This is a genomic window from Micromonospora sp. C31 (assembly GCF_018070575.1).
In the GTDB taxonomy this organism is placed as follows: domain Bacteria; phylum Actinomycetota; class Actinomycetes; order Mycobacteriales; family Micromonosporaceae; genus Micromonospora.
Map to the genome: position 1 here is coordinate 150,241 of NZ_JAGPXN010000011.1, position 17,104 is coordinate 167,344.

The window sequence follows — 17,104 nt, forward strand, 5'->3', positions numbered from 1 at the left end:
GGGAGAGCGCCCGCCAACCACGTACACGAAAAAGGCTCCGGCCGGGTGGAAACCACCAGGCCAGAGCCTTTATTGCTGGTGCGCCGCCAGGGACTCGAACCCCGAACCCGCGGATTAAGAGTCCGCTGCTCTGCCAGTTGAGCTAGCGGCGCTCGCTGGCAACGGGGAGAACATTAGCACGCCCTCCGAGGGGGGTTCCAATCCGATCCCCGGCTCCCCCCTTCGGCCAAGCTTAACGGTCAAACTCCCCCAAAAAGGCTGAGCTGACAACGACAGGGGGCGGACAAGGGGCGCCGATGCGGCACGATGTGCGCCAGGTACGCGAGAACAGAGGTGGGGATGGGCATGTTCGCGCGGGCCGGGGCGATGGTGGGCGCCCTCGGCCTGGTGGCGTCGCTGGCTCTGACGGGCTGCGACACGGAGCAGAAGAAGCAGGCGGAGTTCGTCGGCGGCACCGCGCCGACCGCGTCCGCCGCACCGGGTGCGCCTGATGCGCCGGGTACGCCGGCGGAGCCGGGCACCCCGGCGGCGCCGAGCGGGCCGCCGTTGCCGGTGAGCCCGGCCGACGGGGAGAAGAACAGGCCGGTCAGCTCCGAGATCAGCGCCGAGGTGCCCGGGGGCGGGAAGGTGGCCAGCGTCACGCTGACCGCCGACGGCAGCCGGGTCGAGGGGCGCCTGCGCGCCGACGGCTCGTCCTGGGTGCCGTCGAAGCCGCTGAAGTACGGCACCCGTTACACGGCCACGGTCACCGCCACGGGCGCCGACGGGGTGACCAGCCAGGGCACGAGCACCTTCACGACGATGGCGAAGCCCAAGTCGATGATCAGCTCCGGTCTCTACCTCTTCGACGACAAGACCTACGGCGTGGCGATGCCGGTGGTGACCGAGTTCCACCCGGGGATCCCGAAGAAGGACCGGGCGGCGGTGCAGCGGCGCATGTTCGTGCAGACCGATCCGCCGCAGCCGGGAGCCTGGCACTGGGTGGAGAACGGCACCCAGGCCTACTACCGGGCGCCGGAGTACTGGCAGCCCGGCACCACGCTCACCGTCCGGATCGCGCTGGCCGGCATCCCGCTGAGCAACGGCCGCTACGGCAACGTCGACCGGTCGGCGACCGCCAAGATCGGCCGGGCCTTCGAGATGAAGGTGGACAACGCCACCAAGAAGATGACGGTGTACGAGGACGGCCAGGTGGTGCGCACCCTGCCGGTGAGCCTGGGCAAGAAGAAGACCCCCTCCTCCAGCGGCACGATGGTCGTGATGGAGAAGAAGGAGTCGACGGTCTTCGACACCCGTGACGATCCGGATCCGGCGAACCGCTACGTCACTGAGATCGACTTCGCGCAGCGGCTGACCTGGGGCGGCGAGTACATCCACGCGGCGCCCTGGTCGGAGCACGTGCAGGGCCGGCAGAACGTCTCGCACGGCTGCGTCAACATCTCCATGGCGAACGCCCGCTGGCTGTTCGGAAAGACCAGGGTGGGCGACCCGATCACCATCAAGGGCACCGAACGCAGGCTGGCGCCGGGCAACGGCTGGACGGCGTGGAGCCTGAGCTGGTCCGAGTTCGTCAAGGGCAGCGCCGTGCCGGTGCCCGAGGCCGGGGAGGGCTCGGCCTTCTGAGCGACGCCCCACCGTCGATCCGGCGACCGGCCCGCGCCCGCGGGTCGGTCGCCGTCTTCGTGGGCCCGCCGCGACCCGGCCCCGGGGCCGGCGCCGCCAGCCGAGCCCGCTTCCGGGCGCGGGCGCGGCCACCGAAGGTCGGGGACGCGAGCCGGTCTCGGGAAAGCCCGGATGCTATCAACATCCGGACATCCCGTACGGCGTGTTCCGGTTCACCTTCCGGAACGGGTACCTGTCCTGACGCGTCAGTGAGGGACGATGGGCAACTGGGGACCACAACTGTGAGGAAATCATGCGAGCTGTCCACAACCAGCTGATCCGGCGCGGAGACGACCGGCGGGACGGCCGGCGCCGCGGGTTCGCGGCGGCCGTGCTCGCCGTGACGCTCGCGCTGGCCGCCGGCTGCACCGACGGTGGCGGGGGCAAGTCTTCGGGCTGGCAGGACGGTGCCGACCAGCCCGCCGCGCCGAAGGCGGCGGCCACCATCGTCGAGCCCAAGGCCGACGCGAAGGACGTACCGGCGTCGACCGGCATCACCTTCACGGCCACGGAGGCCGAGGAGACCAGCGTCGAGCTGAAGGACTCCGCCGGCGCGGCCGTCGAGGGCGAGCTGGCGGCCGACGGGAAGAGCTGGCTGCCGACCGCCGCGCTGAAGTACGCCGAGACGTACACCGCGACGGTGACCGCGACCGGCGACGACGGCCGGCCGGCCACGGCGACCAGCACCTTCACCACCATGGCGAAGCCCGGCAACCAGGTCCGGATCAGCAGCTTCCTCGGTGACGACCAGGTCGTCGGCATCGGGATGCCGCTGATCGTCAAGTTCAGCCGGGCCGTGCCGCCGGACTACCGCGACGACGTGCAGAGCCGGATGACGGTCACCTCCTCACCGGCACAGGAGGGCATCTGGCACTGGGTCAGCCCGACCGAGATCCGCTACCGCCCGAAGGAGTTCTGGCGGGCCGGCAGCGAGGTCACCTACCGGGTCCAGGCCGGCGGCCTGCCGCTGGGCGACGGCTGGTACGGCCGGGCGGACCTCAGCGTCGGCATCAGGATCGGCCCGGCGGTGGTCATGACGGTGGACAACAGGACCAAGCGGATGACGGTCACGAGGAACGGCTCTGTGATCAAGACCATCCCGGTCAGTCTCGGCAAGAAGAGCACCCCGTCCTCCAGCGGCACGATGGTGGTCATCGAGAAGCTGCGCAAGACGGTCTTCGACACCTTCGAGGAGCTGGGCCCCGAGGAGGGCTACCGCACCAAGATCGACTATGCCCAGCGGCTGACCTGGGGCGGCGAGTTCATCCACGCCGCGCCCTGGTCGGAGGGGCAGCAGGGCCGGGTCAACGTCTCGCACGGCTGCGTCAACGTCTCGATGGCCAACGGCGCCTGGCTGTTCGCCAACACCCGCGTCGGGGACCCGATCACCGTCAAGGGCACCGAGCGCAGGCTCCAGAACGGCAACGGCTGGACCGACTGGAACATGAGCTGGGAGCAGTACGTCGAGGGCAGCGCCCTGCCGTACGAGCCGCCGAGCGACGCCGCCCCGGAGGCGAGCGGCGAGCCCACGGTCACCCCGACCAGCTGAGCCCGGAACGCCGAAGGCCCCCTCCGCGAGGAGGGGGCCTTCGGTCACCGGGTGACTGATGGGAATTGAACCCACGACAACCGGGACCACAACCCGGTGCTCTGCCAACTGAGCTACAGCCACCATGCCGTTCACACCCGATGGATCCGCGCCCGGTCGATCGCCCCGGGCGGGGTGCGGACCAATGATAGCCCCACCCCCGCCCGCCGCGTCCAGCGGGTTCCGCCGGGCCGGATCAGAGCTCGGCGGCGATCGCCTTGGCGGTCTCCACGTCCGGCCCGGGCAGGGGCACGAAGAGGGTCCGCCGGTAGTACTCCAGCTCTCGGATGCTCTCCCGGATGTCGGCCAGGGCCCGGTGCGCGAGCCCCTTCTGCGGCTGGCCGAAGTACACCCGGGGGTACCAGCGGCGGCACAGCTCCTTGATCGACGAGACGTCGATCATCCGGTAGTGCAGGTGCGCGTCGAGGCGCGGCATGTCCCGGGTGATGAAGCCCCGGTCGGTGGCGATCGAGTTGCCGCACAGCGGGGCGGTGCGCGGGTCCTTGACGTGGCTGGCGACGTAGTCCAGGACCATGTCCTCGGCCTCGGCGAGAGTCACCGTCGAGCGCCGGACCTCCTCGGTCAGCCCCGACTTGGCGTGCATCGTCGCCACGATCTCCGGCATCGCCTCCAGCGCCGCCTCGTCGGCGTGGATCACCACGTCGACGCCGTTCCCGAGCACGTTGAGGTCGGGATCGGTGACGAGCGCGGCGACCTCGATCAGCTTGTCGCTGCCGAGGTCCAACCCGGTCATCTCACAGTCGATCCAGACGAGAAGATCAGCCACCGGGACAGCCTACGCGCAGCCCGTCCGGCCGCGCGCCCGCGCACCGGCGCGCGAGGTGACCGCTAGGGTTTCCTGCGTGCCAGCCGAACCCGCAGCACCGCCCGCCGTCGCCGACGACGACCCCGGTGGCCGTACGGTCCGTCGGCTCGTCGCCGTGTTGGCGCTGGCCGCCGTGCTGCCGGCGCTCTACCTGCCCGGGCTGGTGCACGACTTCTTCGACCTGAAGATCTACATGCGGGCGATGGACTGGTGGTCGGCCGGGCACCCGCTCTACGACTACGCGCAGCCGGACCGGGTGCAGGGCGAGCTCTACTTCACCTACCCGCCGTTCAGCGCCCTGCTGCTGCGTCCGTTCGCGCTGCTGCCGTTGGGTGCCACCGTGGCGATCTTCACGGTCCTGACGGTGGTGGCGGTGGTGGTCACCACCCGGTGGCTGCTCGCGCCGGTGATCGCCCGGCACGGCCTGCCCCGTGTGTTCAGCCTCACCGTGGCCGTCCTGCTGGTGCTGGCCGTCGAGAGCACCCGCGAGACGATCACCTTCGGTCAGATCAACATGCTGCTGGTCGTGCTGATCCTGGCGGACCTGCTCTTCGCCGTACCCCGGGCGGGCCGGTGGGCCGGCGTGGGCATCGGCCTGGCGACGGCGCTCAAGCTCTTCCCGGGCATCTTCATCGTCTACCTGCTGGTCACCCGCCGGTGGCGGGCGGCAGCGGTGGCGAGCATGACGGCGGCCGTGGCGACCCTGCTCGCCGGGGCGCTCGCACCGCGCGACTCGTGGCGGTTCTGGACCGACGAGCTGTGGGCGACCGACCGGGTCGGCCGCACCGACTACACCGGCAACCAGTCGCTGTTCGGCCTGCTCAGCCGCATCACCGCGCCCGAGAAGCCCAACCAGCTGATCTGGCTGCTGTTGGTCGCCGTCGTCGCGGGGTACGGCCTGTGGCGCGCGGCGCGGGCCGCCCGCGAGGGGGACGCGATCGCCGGCCTCGCCCTCACCGGGCTGGTCGGCGCGCTGATCAGCCCCATCACCTGGACCCACCACATCTACTGGTTCATCCCGGCGGTCGTGGTCCTGGTGGACGCGGCGCTGAGCGCCGACCCCGCGACCGGCGAGGGCGTCCGCCGGCGGCGTCGGCTGGCGGCACTCGCCGTCGGCACCTCCACCCTCATCGTGTACGGGGTGGTGACCTTCCACGACTGGGGGATCGCCCCGGTGCGCACGGACTCGCCGGGTGAGTTCCTGGTGCGCAACACGTACGTGCTGCTGAGCCTGCTGCTGCTGGTGACCCTGCCGGTGCGCCGCAGGTGCGAAAAGTCGCATCAATTGGACAGTCTTCCCAAGTAGCGCCCTTCATCGCTAATCTGGTCGCAACTACCTCGGACGTCTCTCGGGTAGCACCGATCCCCCGGTGGGAACGGCCCTCCGCGTCGGCAGCGCGGAGGGCCGTTCGTCGTCCGGGACGACCGGGTCGGCCGTCTCCGCAGGGGCGACGGGCGGCCAGGCCAGCGTGAGGTTCACCTCGGGCGGCCGGAGCGCCGGGTCGTCGCCGGCGAGATCGGCGAGCGTCGCGGGGCGGCGGGCGGGCACCGGCCCGATCGCCGGTCGGGCCCCCGGCGCGGCGGCGCCGACCGAGGCGAGCTGACGCCCGGCGACGTGGGACCGGTCGCTGTCCCTGGTCGGCTGCGCGCCGAGACCGCTCAGCGAGGTCACCCCGAGGCGGCCGGCGAGCACCGGCACCTGGTCGGGCTCGACCACGAAGACCACCTCGCGGGGGCGCACCGGGCGCAGCAGGAGCAGGGCCAGCACCACCGCCAGCAGCCCGCCGGCCAGCAGCCCGGCAGTCGCCGGGGCGGTCCAGCCGGCGCGCAGCCCCGCGCGCAGTTCCAGGGTCAGGTCGGCCCGCCCGTCGGGGCGCATCACCACCAGGCTCAGCCGCCGGTCGGCCAGCTCCGCCGGGGTCCACTCCAGCCCGCCGATCCCCTCGCGTACCCAGAAGGGCCGCCCGATCGGCGCGGGAGCGGCGGCGGGCGACACAGCGGCGGACGGCGCGGGTCCGGCGGGCTCCAGCCGGACCGGCAGCGGCCCCCGGGCCAACGCCACCCGGCGCAACTCGGCGTGCGGGACCGGGTCGAGCCAACGCCGCACCTCGTCGGCGGGGGCCAGCCCGACGAAGGCCGGGCCGTCGGCGGTGCGGGCGTCCAGCCGGAGCCGGGCCTGCCCGGCGCGGGCGAACGGCGCCTCGGCCCGAAGCAGCTCGTCGACGTCCCGGACGACCACCGCGTGGCCCGGGGTCTGCACGGTCTCGAACCGGGCGCTGAAGGCGCCGCCGGGATCGGCCTGCCGGGCGAGCAGCGCGAGCGCCCCGCCGGCGAGCAGCGCCATGATCCCGACCGTCAGCAGCAGCATGGCGGCGAGCACCCGCACGAACCGCATTCGCCTCGTCCCCCTCCGTAGCCGGATACCCGGCCGACCTTACCGATGCGGGACGGCTGATCAGCGGATATCGGCGGCACGGGCCCGGAAGGCGGCCGGCCGGAAGGCGGCCGGCCGGAAGGCGGCCGGCCCGCCGGATGGTCCGACGGGCCGGCGGGCGGTACCGGGTGCGTCACTGCGAGGACGTCGGCGCCCGCCGCGTACGCGAGAAGGCGAGCCCGCCGAGCAACAGGCCGCCCACGCCGGCGACCAGACCGGCGATCGCGAGCCCGGTGGCCACGCCGTCGCTCGTGGCGTCGTCATCGTCGTCGTCGGCCTGCGGGGCGGCGGCGCCGGTGGGGGCGGTCGACGGTGCGGCCGCTGTCAGGGCGAGCACCGGGGCGGGGCTCTCCGGCTCCTCGCCGCCGGGGAGCGGCTCCTCGATCCACCGCTGCACGTTGCCGTCGGAGTAGGTCTGCAACGCCTTGAAGACCATCGTCTCGACCTGCGGCAGCGGCCCCATCGAGACCGGGAACTCCTGGAACTGGCCGGGCTCGACCCCCGCATCCCCGGTGGCCGTCCAGGTGAGCCTGGAGACGACCTCGCTGAGCTGGCTGCCGTGCACCTCGACCGGCGGGTCCACCTTGCGCTTCTGCACCGTCACCGTCCAGCCGGGCACCGGCATGGTCGACACGGAGCCGACCGGCGCGTTCTCCGGCAGCACCACCTCCAGCTTCGTGGTGGAGGCCGTGTCGCTCTCGTTCGGCACCCGGAAGGCGAACCGGCCGTAGCCGCCCTGGGAGGCCTCCTGCGGGTTGACCGTGACGTGAGCCGAGGCGGGCGCCGCGAAGCCGAGGACGGCGGTGGCGACGGCGCCGAGCGCCAGGGCGGCGACGGCGCTTGCGGTACGCCGGTGACGGATCATGGTGCGAGCCTTCCTGTTACCTGATCGGCACGGTGGCGGTCACCGTGGCCTGGTCGATGTCCGAGGTGCGGACGGTGATGCGCAACTGCCACTCCCCCGCCGCGGGGAAGGTGATCTCGCCGGTGGCGTGGTTGTCGGTCAGCGGCAGCAACGGGACCTGGATCGGCTCGATCCCCGCCGCCGGCAGGGCGACCGTGGCCCGCCACTCCACCACCGGCTGGGGCCGGTTGTCCTTCGTGTACGCGTAGAAGTGCACGGTGTTGTTGCCCCGCTCGGCCGGGTCCAGCTCGACCTGGAGCGAGTAGTTGGGGCTGGAGAGCGTCGTGGAGAAGAAGCCGCCCGTCGAGTTGGTCACGTCGGCGCCGGCGGTACGGGCGGGGGTGGTCTGCACCAGGACGGCGGACAGGCCGAGGACCACCGCCGTGATCGCCAGTTCCGCCCACACCGCCCGCCGCATCGACGTCGGCCGGCCGGCCGCGGTGCGCCGCCGCACCAACTGCCGGGAGTACGCGGCCACCGCGATCACCAGCACGAAGAGCCCGATCTTGCCCAGCACCAGCCGCCCGTAGGTGGTGTCGACCAGCGCGCGGGGGGTGGCCACCTCGATCAGCGCCTGCACCGTGCCGGCGAGCAGCAGTGCCGAGACGGCCAGCGCCGCCCAGCGCGACCAGATCGGCAGGATCGCGCCCAACTCCCGCTCGTCGGCCCGGGGCAGCAGGAAGACGGCGAGCATCACGAGCCCGCCCATCCAGACCGCCATGCCGCCCAGGTGGACGGCGTCGACGACCACGGAGACCGCCGGGGCGGGCGAGGCCGCCGGATGCCCGGCCAGTGGCCAGGTCACCAGCGCCGCCGTCGCGAGCACGCCCAGGATGACCAGGTCGCTCCGCTCGACCGGCCCCGCCGTCAGGGGCCGGAGCAGGAACGCCGCCGCGGCCAACAGACCCAGCCGGACCAGGTGCGCGGCGCCGAAGGAGCTGCCCAGCACGTCGCTGAGCCCCTCGCCCGTCACGTCGGACACGCCGCCGCCGGCGGTGTAGGGCACCTGGAGCAGGAGGTTCGCCACCGTGGCGACCGCCAGCAGGCCGAGCCCCGCCCAGGCCAGGCGGGCCGGGCCCCGCCGGGGCAGCCGCCGGGGCCAGAGCGCGGCGAGCACCAGTGCCGAGCCGACGAGCAGCAGCAGGCCGGCGTAGCCGGCGTACTTGGCGACCTTGACCGCGTTGGAGACGACCGGATCGGCCCGACTGTCGTCCCCGCTGTCGACCGGGGGCGTCGAGGGTGCGCCGACCGAGTAGGTGAACGCGCCCGAGACGGGGTGGCTGTCGGCGGAGATCACCCGGTAGCTGACCAGGTAGGTGCCGCGTGCCCCGGCGGCGTCGACCGGGACGGTGACCACGGTGCCCTGGAAGGTCGGTTCGCCGCGGTCGGCGCGGGAGCCGTCCGGTGCGATCACCCGGATCTTGCCGGGCACCCTGCGCACGGACTCGCTGAACGTGAGCACGACCTCCGACGGCGCGTCCGACACCACGGCCGAGGCGATCGGGCTGCTGCTGACCAGCACCGCGTGGGCGCTGGCGGGACCGGCGGGGGCGATCAGCAGGGCGACGGCGGTGACCAGCAGGGCGACGGTGGCGATCAGCCGGGCGATTCGGCGGCGGTTGGCGACACTCATGCCGGCAATGCTCTCCAATCCGACCGGTCCGGCGCGACTCCCGCCATGCCCGGCACCGGGCCGGCCGGAACCGTCGGCGCGGCGTCAGCCATGACGGGCCAGGAGTACGGCCGACGGCCGGCGGCCCGGCTCGTCGCTGACCCGACCCAGCGCCCACAGCAGCCCCGCCTGCACCACGGCGGCCAGATGACCGAGCTCGTGCACCAGGGCGGTCGTCGAGTTCGCGATGTCCACCGCGCTGGTGCCGGCCAGGCAGACCGCCAGCACCAGCGCCACCGGCACGAACGCGCGGGCCCGCTCGGGCCGCCAGGCGGCCAGCGCGAAGCCGACGGCCAGCGCCACGTCGAAGGAGGCCATCTCGCGGCTGGTGTGCGGATCGACGGTCACGCCCAGCCCGGCGAGCAGCACCGGCAGGGCGATCGACAGCTGGGCGACCGCGGCCACCGCGACGGCCACCCGCAGCACCTGCCGGCGGGCCGCCCGCGCCGCCGCCCGGGTGCGTCCCGCCGAGAGTGGATCGGCGGCGACCGCCGCCAGCACCGACGCGGTCAGGTCCGGCACCGCCACCGCCCGCACCCGCACCAGCCGGGTCACCTGCTCGGCCCTGGCCAGCCAGGCCCGGCAGCCGGGGCAGCTCTGCGCGTGCGCGTCCAGCACCGCCGGCGCCGCCAGCGGGTCCTCGCCGTCCAGCCGCGCCGACAGCGCCGCGCGTACGTCGTCGCATGTCATGTGGGGGTAGTCGCGTGGCGTACGCGAATAGTTCCCGAGGTGGCGCAGGCCATGGAAGGGCCGAAGGACCCTCCCGGGCCCGGCGCCGCGGCGTAACCTGGACTGTCGTGATCCCCGCCCCGCGCGAGACCCCCGCCGCCAGCCCGACCGGTGACGCGGGTGCCGCCGCACGGGAGTCGGCGACCGAGTGGGCCCTCGCCGCCCGCGACGGGGACCCCGTCGCCCAGGCCGCGTTCGTCCGGCTGACCCAGGCCGAGGTGTGGCGCTTCACCGCCGCGCTGGTCGATCCCGACACCGCCGACGACCTGACCCAGGAGACCTATCTTCGGGCGTTCCGGGCGCTGCCGGCGTTCGCGGGCCGCTCCAGCGCGCGCACCTGGCTGCTGGGTATCGCCCGCCGGGCCTGCGCCGACCACCTGCGCACGGTCGTCCGTCGCCGCCGGCTCGGCGAGCGGCTCGCCGCCGACGCCTGGACCGACCGGCCGCACCCGGACCCGGCCGGCCAGTTCGGCGCCGCCGACCTGGTGCGCCGGCTGCCCGCAGAGCGACGCGCGGCGTTCGTGCTCACCCAACTGCTCGGCCTGTCGTACGCCGAGGCCGCCGCGGTGGAGGGGGTGCCGGTGGGCACCATCCGCTCCCGGGTGGCCCGGGCCCGCAACGACCTCGTCGAGGCGGTCGGCGACGCCCTCGCCGGATGACCGGGAACTTCCCCCGGGGACGGGACGACCAATGATCGTGACCGCACCGCACAGCCGGGTCGCCCGCTGGCCCGCCATCCGTCCCTGGCTCGGGGTCGCCGTCCGGCTGGGCCTGGCCACCGTGTGGCTGGTCGCCGGCGGCAGCAAGGTCGGTGACCTGGCCGCCTCCGGCCGCGCCGTCAACGCGTACCAGGTCATGCCGTACGACCTCGCCACGGTGATCGGCGCGGCGCTGCCCTTCGTCGAGCTGGCGCTGGGCCTGCTGCTGCTCCTCGGCCTGGCCACCCGGCTCTCCGCCGGTGTCTCGGCGGCGCTGCTGGTGGTCTTCGTCGCCGGCATCGTCTCGGCCTGGAGCCGGGGGCTCGCCATCGACTGCGGCTGCTTCGGCGCCGGCGGGGAGCTCGCCGCGGGCCAGACCCCGAGCTACCTCCCGGAGATCCTCCGGGACCTGGGCTTCCTGGCACTGGCCGGGTTCCTGCTGATCTGGCCCCGCACCCCCGTCTCGGTGGACGGGTGGCTGGCGGGGGACGCATCCGTGGAGGACGACGATGAGTAGTCGCAAGGGGCAGAAGGACGCCGCCCGGGTGGTCCGCGAGCAGCTGGCCCGGGAGCGGCGACGCAAGCGGACGCTCTGGGTCTCCGTGGCCGCCGTGGCGGTGCTGGTCGTCGCCGGCCTCATCGGCTGGAGCGTCTACTCCAGCCAGCGCTCCGACGACTTCACCGCGCCGACCGGCTCGAACGAGGCCGGCACCGGGGTCGTCGCCGGCTCGGGCCCGGTCACCGTCGACGTCTACGAGGACTTCCTCTGCCCGGCCTGCAAGCAGTTCAAGCAGGCCAGCAGCCCGGCCATCGACCAGCTCGTCAGCGAGGGCAAGATCCGGGTCGTCTACCACCCGGTGGCCTACCTGAACCGCTACTCCAGCACCCAGTACTCGACCCGGTCCTCGGCGGCCTCCGGCTGCGCGGCGGAGGGCGGCCGGTACCGGGAGTACGCCAGGGCGCTGTTCGACCGGCAGCCGCCGCAGGGCGGCGCGGGCCTGAGCGACGAGGAACTGGTCGACATCGCGGCGGGCGTCGGCCTCGACCGGGACGGCTTCGCCTCCTGCCTGCGGGAGGGCACCTTCAAGCCGTGGACCGAGCACGTGACGGAGGAGGCCAGCAAGGCCAACATCGCCAGCACCCCGACGATCCTGGTCGACGGCGAGGAGATCGCCGACCGCAGCCCGGAGGGGATCAGGGCGGCGGTGCAGGCGGCCGGCAGGTGATCCGTGACCTGGTGACCCGCGCCGGGCTGGTGCTCGCCGGCGCGCTGGCCGCGACGGTCGCGTTCGCCGGGCCGGCCGCCGCGCACGGAGCGGACGCCCCCGACGGCACCAACTACCGCACCGAGGTGAGCGCCGTCGCACCGACCCGTGCCGGCCTGAGCGTACGGGTGATCGAGGCGGGCGCGCGGCTGGAGCTGACCAACACCGGCGGCAGCCCCGTCGAGGTGCTCGGCTACTCCGGTGAGCCCTACCTGCGGGTCGGGCCCGACGGCGTGTACGAGAACACCCGGTCCCCCGCGACGTACCTGAACCGGACCATCGCCGGGGACACGCGGCTGCCGGCCGAGGCGGACCCCGCCGCCGCGCCGGACTGGCGGCGGGTCGACGACTCCGCCACGGTGCGCTGGCACGACCAGCGGGTGCTCTGGCGGGAGTCGGCGCCGCCGCCGCAGGTGCGTGCCGCCCCCGACCGGGAGCACCGGGTGCGGGAGTGGACGGTGCCGCTGCGCGCCGGCACCGAGGCGGGGCAGATCCGCGGCACCCTCGACTGGGTGCCGCCGCCGGACGCGTACGTCTGGTGGGTGGTCACCACGGTCGGGCTGCTGGCCGTGGGGGCGCTCGGGCTGTTGCCGGCCCGCTCCGGGCCGGGCACGCGGGCGCTGGCCGGGCTCGGCGGGCTGCTGGTGCTCGGCGGGGTGGCGGCGGTGGTGTTCACCGTGGGCCGCGAGCTGGACGCCGGCGCGCGGGGCGTGGGCGGGGTGCTGGTCGGTCTGCTGGGTGGTCAGGTCTGGGCGCTGCTGACCGGGCTCGGCGCCGTCGCCGCGGGGGTCTTCGCGCTGGCCCGCCGGCCGGCCGCCGACTTCGCGCTGGCGCTGGCCGGGTCCTGCCTGGCGCTCTTCGCCGGGGTGGCCAACGCCGCCGTCTTCGCCCGCGCCGTCGCCCCGGTGCCCTGGCCGGCGGCGACGGCCCGGACCCTGGTCGCCCTGATCCTCGTCGCGGGTGCCGGCGCCACCGCGGCCGGCGCCCTCCGCCTGCACGCCGCCCGCCCCTCTCCCCACCCCTCGTCCCCACCGCCCGCTCCGCCCTCGTCCGCTGACGGTCAGGCGGCGTGCCGCCCGGGGCCGGCCGGGGACGGCGGTAGGGTCGTGCCATGACCGCGCCCGACCGCCTCTCCCCCGGTGACCCCGCGCCGGAGTTCAGCCTCCCCACCGACACCGGCGGCACCCTCTCGCTGGCCGACCTGCGCGGCCGCGGGGTCGTCCTGTACGCCTACCCGGCGGCGATGACGCCCGGCTGCACCAAGCAGGCCTGCGACTTCCGCGACTCGCTCGCCTCGCTCCGGGCCGCCGGCTACGAGGTCGTCGGGATCTCGCCCGACAAGCCGGAGAAGCTGGCGAAGTTCCGCGAGCGCGACGCCATCACCTTCCCGCTGGTCGCCGACACCGACCGGGCCGTGCTGACCGCCTACGGGGCGTACGGCGAGAAGCAGTCGTACGGCAGGACGGTGACCGGCGTGATCCGCTCGACCTTCGTGATCGACCCTGACGGCAAGATCGAGCGCGCGCTCTACAACGTCCGGGCCACCGGTCACGTCGCCAAGCTGCGCCGGGACCTCGGGCTGGACTGAGGTTCGCGGCCCGGACGGGGCGCCGGCCGGGCACCCGGGGGTCGACGCCGTGGCCGGGCCCACCACGGGTGCGGCGCGACACTCTAGACTCAGCGGGTCGGCGGGAGTGGCGTAACGGCAGCCGCGGTAGGTTTAGGTCCTATTGTCCGAAAGGACGTGGGGGTTCGAATCCCCCCTCCCGCACCGAGGCACCCTGTCGCGCACATCACGATCGCGGGGCGGCGCGGGGCACGCGCGGTCAGGATTACCGGGTGAACCTGCGCTTCGTCCTCGATCCCGAGCTGACCCCCGAGTTGCGGGAACGGATCGTCGCCCTCTGGGTCGACGTCACCAACGCCGGCGGCGCGGTCGGTTTCGTGCCACCGGTCACCGCCGCCGACGTCCGGCCCACGGCGGAGCCCACCTTCGCCGGCATCGCCGAGGGGCCGGACCGCCTCCTCGTGGGCTACGCGGGCGAGCGGCCCGTCGCCGCACTGATCTTCTGCGACAACCGGTTCGACCTGAAGGCGCACTGGTGCGTGCTGAAGCGGGTGATGGTCCACCCGGACACCCAGGGCCACGGTTACGGCGCCGCGCTGATGCGCGAGGCCGAGCGCCTCGGCCGCACGATGGGCTGGGAGGCGCTGCACGTGACCGTCCGGGACGGGCTGGGGCTGGACCGGTTCTACCGGCGCCTCGGGTACCGGGAGATCGGCCGGCTGCCCGGCGCGCTGCGGGTCGCCGCCGGCGACGACCGCGACGAGATCCTCATGTGGCGGGATCTCACCGCCCCGCCGGTGACCGCGCGCTGACCGGAGGCCGTCTCAGCCCGCGCAGCCGCGGGCCGACGCCGAACTCCCGGCGGGCGGCGCGACCGCCGCGTCCGGCAGGGGCCGGGCCTCCGTCAGGGGCCGGGCGGACGACGGGACCGCCGACGGGACCGGCCCGGCGGTACGGGTCGGGCCGGGCCGGGCCGAGGGCGACCGCGTGGGCGACGGTGGGCGCTTCGCGGCGACCCCGCCCCGGCCGTACATCCGGACCGTGCCGCGCTGGACCTGCCCCGGCGCCAGCCGGACGCCGTCGGCGGTGACCCGGTGCCCGCGGGTGTCGGTGACCCGGATCTCGTACGGGCCGGGCCCGGCGCCGGACGCGACGAGCCAGTAGTTGTAGTCCTCCCGCGCCGCCGGGCGCCAGCCGTCGGCGCCGGCCTGCCGCACCTCGACGGCGCGCAGCGGGTTGCCGTGGCCGGCGACCTGGACGGCCAACCACCACCGCGAAGAGCCCTCCTTGACCCGGAACGTGAGCGGACCGGACAGCGGAGGGTCGACCACCGCGCGGTAGCTGACCCGCACGATGCCCTGCACGGGGTCGGCGATCCGGGCGAACGCCTCCCGGGAGAGGTCGAGGTGCCCGTCCGCGCACTCCGGGCACTGGTCCATGACGAGCACCCGCACGGTGCCCCTCGGCCCGGTCACGTCGAGGTACCCGCCGCAGGCCGCGCCGGCCGCGTACTCGCCGGGGCCCAACGCCACGTAGAGCCGGTTGGCGGGCGCGGCCGGGTAGGAGCAGTTTCCGCCGGCGCCCTTCGAGTCGTAGAAGGTGGCCCTGCCCTCGTGGGGAACGCCGGCGGCGGGCGGCGCGGCGAGGGCGGGCGGCGCGGCACAGGCGGGGGCCGCCCCGGAACGTAGGGCCAGGCTGAGGCCGAGCACCGCCGCGAGCGCCGCGACACCACCGGCCGCCAGCCAGCGGCGGGCCCGGGAACGCGGAGCGCGGCGTCGGCCGGGGGCACGCACGTCGGCCGGGGGAGCGGTACCGTCGGTCACGTCGGTCGATGCTGCCGTACCGGCGCCGCCACGGACAAGCCGGTCGCCCGTGGCTCCGCCGCTCAGTCCTGCACCGACAGCTCGTCGCCGACCGCGATGGTGCCCGTCGCCGCCGGAACGAGGTGCAGGCCGAAGAGGAGCTTCTGCCGGACGTTGCGGTGGCGGCCCAGGGTGCGCAGCGGCTCCTTGCCGCGTACGCCCGTCTCCTGGTCGGTGGTCGTGACCACGCAGCGTTCGCACGGCCCGGCGGCGCGGAAGCGGAGGCCGCCGACGCGCAGCGGGCGGCCGACCCAGTCGTCCTCGGCCCAGGCCGCCGTGCCCTCCACCACCAGGTTGGGGCGGAACCGCGCCATCGGCACGGGCTCCTCGCCGGCCTCGGCGAGCCAGGAGTTGAGCGCGTCCAGCGAGGCGGCGGTGGCCAGCAGCAGCGGATAGGCGTCGGCGAAGCTGACCCGGTCGCCGGTGTCGTGCTCCCGGTCCCCCGACGGGATGTGCCGGGTCGGGCCGGCGAGCCAGACCAGCCGGGCCGCGCGCCCCAGGAACCCGCTGATCCAGGCGTCGGCCGCCGCTCCGGCGGCGAGCGCCGGCACCGGCAACTTCCGGTTGCGGAAGGTCCGCACCGCGAGCGGCTCGCCGCCGGCCGGCTCGGGCACGTCCAGGTCGTCGTGCCCCTGCGCGCGCAGCAGCAGACCGCCGTCGCGCGGCGTGGCGCGCAGGGCGACCAGGCGGGTGGTCTCCCGCTGGGTGACGCCGACACCGGCGGCGTCGACGACCATCCAGCGCCGGTCGCCGGCCAGGCCCCACGGCTCGACGCCCGCGAGGTCGTGGTCGAGCCGCCGACAACCTTTGACGGGGTACGTGTGGATGGCGCTCAACCGCATGCGACCACCCTGCCACGGCTCACGGCCGACCGGTGTCCCGTCGGGTGCCCGGCGTGCGGCGCCCGGACGCGCGCGCCGAGCCGGAGGGGCGTCTCACCAGGCCACGCCGATGCCGTCTCCCGGGTACCAGTGGTTGGCGGGGGTCTCCCGGTAGGCGAGGAACCGCCGATCGGTGCGCTCGGCGTGCTCGGCGAGCACGTTGGTGGCGGTGACGTTGTCGGTGAGCAGGATCGCGCCCGGGGCCAGCCGGCCCTCGACCGCCTCGAACTCGCGCTTCTCGTGGGCCCGGCTGTGGTCGCTGTCGTGCAGGAAGAGGTCGACCGGCCGGTCCAGCGCGCCGATGGAGGCGATGGAGTCGCCGATGACCAGGTCGACCACTTCGGACCAGGGCGCGGTACGGGCGAGGTAGCCGGCCTCGGGGTTGATGTCCAGCGAGGTGACCCGGCCGGGGTGCCCGTCGGCGGCGTTGCGCAGCAGCGCGGCGGCGAGCACGCAACTGCCGAGCCCCTTGTCGACGCCGGTCTCGACCACGTGCGTCGGCTTCGTGGCGCGCACGATGGCGTACCAGCCGATGCGGCGGGCGTAGCGGACCTTCCGGTCGGCCAGGCCGCGGCGGGCGGCGCCGGCGGTGGCGGACTCGATGTGCCGGCGCAGCACGTCGTCCGACTCGATCTCGGCGAAGTACGCGCGGACCTGCTTGACGGGCACCTCGCAGACCACGCTGACGAACCAGGCGAGGTGGTGCCGGCTCAGCTTGGTCAGCTCGTACGTGTAGTTGTGGTGCTCCCGTGAGGTGACCAGCCAGCGGGCGGAGGTGCGCAGCACCTTGGCGTCGTGGCGGGCGACGCGGGCCAGGCGCTTGGGAAAGGCCGCGACGGGGGCGAGGGGGGTGCGGGCGATGGCCCGTCGGAGCTTCGTTGCGTCCACGCAAGGGTTCTACCAGCCGCGGGCGGGCAGGTGTAGTGCAACTTCGTCCGGGTGGGATGCCACGGTCGACGTCGCCGGGTTCAGACGAGGGTGTTGCTTGTGAAAGTTTTCATGCATAAGGTCACGGA

General features: G+C 74.3%; 17 protein-coding genes and 3 tRNA genes. 10 read left to right on the forward strand and 10 right to left on the reverse strand.

The genetic code is table 11. From position 1 onward, the window contains the following. Positions 1–76: 76 nt before the first annotated feature. Positions 77–152, reverse strand: a tRNA-Lys gene (locus KBX06_RS16770). Between the two features lie 187 nt (positions 153–339). Between KBX06_RS16770 and KBX06_RS16775 the strand changes: the two genes are divergently transcribed. Beyond that, complete coding sequence (locus tag KBX06_RS16775; protein ID WP_210835823.1) at positions 340–1,623, forward strand: Ig-like domain-containing protein; 1,284 nt, start codon at positions 340–342, stop codon at positions 1,621–1,623. 292 nt (positions 1,624–1,915) lie between these two features. Further along, positions 1,916–3,211, forward strand: a complete 1,296-nt coding sequence (locus KBX06_RS16780) for an Ig-like domain-containing protein (RefSeq protein WP_210835825.1) — start codon at positions 1,916–1,918, stop codon at positions 3,209–3,211. A 50-nt stretch (positions 3,212–3,261) separates the two neighbouring features. Here KBX06_RS16780 and KBX06_RS16785 read toward each other — a convergent pair. Further along, positions 3,262–3,334: transfer RNA gene (locus KBX06_RS16785), tRNA-His, on the reverse strand. Between the two features lie 112 nt (positions 3,335–3,446). Continuing rightward, a complete protein-coding gene (orn, locus tag KBX06_RS16790) occupies positions 3,447–4,037 on the reverse strand; it encodes an oligoribonuclease (protein ID WP_210835827.1) in 591 nt (196 codons plus the stop codon). Positions 4,038–4,113: 76 nt separating this feature from the next. Here orn and KBX06_RS16795 point away from each other — a divergent pair, with 76 nt between their 5' ends. Then, complete coding sequence (locus KBX06_RS16795; RefSeq protein WP_210835829.1) at positions 4,114–5,382, forward strand: glycosyltransferase family 87 protein; 1,269 nt, start codon at positions 4,114–4,116, stop codon at positions 5,380–5,382. Positions 5,383–5,409: 27 nt separating this feature from the next. Here KBX06_RS16795 and KBX06_RS28725 read toward each other — a convergent pair whose 3' ends face one another. The 4 genes from KBX06_RS28725 to KBX06_RS16815 form a co-directional block, all read right to left on the reverse strand. After that, on the reverse strand, positions 5,410–6,471 hold the full coding sequence (locus KBX06_RS28725) for a hypothetical protein (RefSeq protein WP_374225647.1): 1,062 nt from the start codon (positions 6,469–6,471) through the stop codon (positions 5,410–5,412). Between the two features lie 172 nt (positions 6,472–6,643). Next, a complete protein-coding gene (locus tag KBX06_RS16805) occupies positions 6,644–7,375 on the reverse strand; it encodes a YcnI family protein (RefSeq protein ID WP_210835832.1) in 732 nt (243 codons plus the stop codon). A 16-nt stretch (positions 7,376–7,391) separates the two neighbouring features. Beyond that, positions 7,392–9,056, reverse strand: coding sequence for a copper resistance protein CopC (locus KBX06_RS16810; protein WP_210836022.1), 1,665 nt, complete (start codon positions 9,054–9,056; stop codon positions 7,392–7,394). Between the two features lie 75 nt (positions 9,057–9,131). Continuing rightward, positions 9,132–9,776: a zf-HC2 domain-containing protein gene (locus KBX06_RS16815; protein ID WP_210835834.1), complete on the reverse strand. Its 645-nt coding sequence runs from the start codon at positions 9,774–9,776 to the stop codon at positions 9,132–9,134. A gap of 107 nt (positions 9,777–9,883) precedes the next feature. On the opposite strand from KBX06_RS16815, the gene KBX06_RS16820 reads away from it, so the two are divergent. The 7 genes from KBX06_RS16820 to KBX06_RS16850 all read left to right on the forward strand — a co-directional run bounded on the left by KBX06_RS16820 (position 9,884) and on the right by KBX06_RS16850 (position 14,157). Further along, positions 9,884–10,474: a sigma-70 family RNA polymerase sigma factor gene (locus tag KBX06_RS16820; RefSeq protein WP_210835836.1), complete on the forward strand. Its 591-nt coding sequence runs from the start codon at positions 9,884–9,886 to the stop codon at positions 10,472–10,474. Positions 10,475–10,505: 31 nt separating this feature from the next. Further along, positions 10,506–11,030, forward strand: coding sequence for a MauE/DoxX family redox-associated membrane protein (locus tag KBX06_RS16825; RefSeq protein ID WP_210835838.1), 525 nt, complete (start codon positions 10,506–10,508; stop codon positions 11,028–11,030). After that, positions 11,023–11,739, forward strand: a complete 717-nt coding sequence (locus KBX06_RS16830) for a thioredoxin domain-containing protein (protein ID WP_210835839.1) — start codon at positions 11,023–11,025, stop codon at positions 11,737–11,739. Before KBX06_RS16825 ends, KBX06_RS16830 begins: the two co-directional genes overlap by 8 nt. Further along, positions 11,736–12,893 carry a hypothetical protein gene (locus KBX06_RS16835; RefSeq protein ID WP_307854659.1) on the forward strand — a complete coding sequence of 386 codons (1,158 nt, stop codon included), beginning with the start codon at positions 11,736–11,738 and terminating at the stop codon, positions 12,891–12,893. Before KBX06_RS16830 ends, KBX06_RS16835 begins: the two co-directional genes overlap by 4 nt. Beyond that, the gene (gene bcp, locus KBX06_RS16840) at positions 12,890–13,366 is read left to right on the forward strand and encodes a thioredoxin-dependent thiol peroxidase (protein ID WP_210835840.1); all 477 of its coding nucleotides are present in this window, start codon (positions 12,890–12,892) and stop codon (positions 13,364–13,366) included. Before KBX06_RS16835 ends, bcp begins: the two co-directional genes overlap by 4 nt. A 100-nt stretch (positions 13,367–13,466) precedes the next feature. After that, positions 13,467–13,549 (forward strand) — tRNA-Leu (locus tag KBX06_RS16845). Between the two features lie 68 nt (positions 13,550–13,617). Then, positions 13,618–14,157: a GNAT family N-acetyltransferase gene (locus KBX06_RS16850; protein ID WP_210835841.1), complete on the forward strand. Its 540-nt coding sequence runs from the start codon at positions 13,618–13,620 to the stop codon at positions 14,155–14,157. A gap of 12 nt (positions 14,158–14,169) precedes the next feature. Here the strand turns inward: KBX06_RS16850 and KBX06_RS16855 are convergent, their stop codons facing one another. From KBX06_RS16855 to KBX06_RS28490, 3 genes are all read right to left on the reverse strand, one after another. After that, positions 14,170–15,168, reverse strand: a complete 999-nt coding sequence (locus KBX06_RS16855; RefSeq protein WP_210835842.1) for an expansin EXLX1 family cellulose-binding protein — start codon at positions 15,166–15,168, stop codon at positions 14,170–14,172. Positions 15,169–15,230: 62 nt separating this feature from the next. Next, the gene (locus tag KBX06_RS16860; protein WP_210835843.1) at positions 15,231–16,049 is read right to left on the reverse strand and encodes an MOSC domain-containing protein; all 819 of its coding nucleotides are present in this window, start codon (positions 16,047–16,049) and stop codon (positions 15,231–15,233) included. A 93-nt stretch (positions 16,050–16,142) separates the two neighbouring features. Further along, complete coding sequence (locus KBX06_RS28490; RefSeq protein WP_210835846.1) at positions 16,143–16,976, reverse strand: class I SAM-dependent methyltransferase; 834 nt, start codon at positions 16,974–16,976, stop codon at positions 16,143–16,145. Positions 16,977–17,104 lie beyond the last annotated feature (128 nt).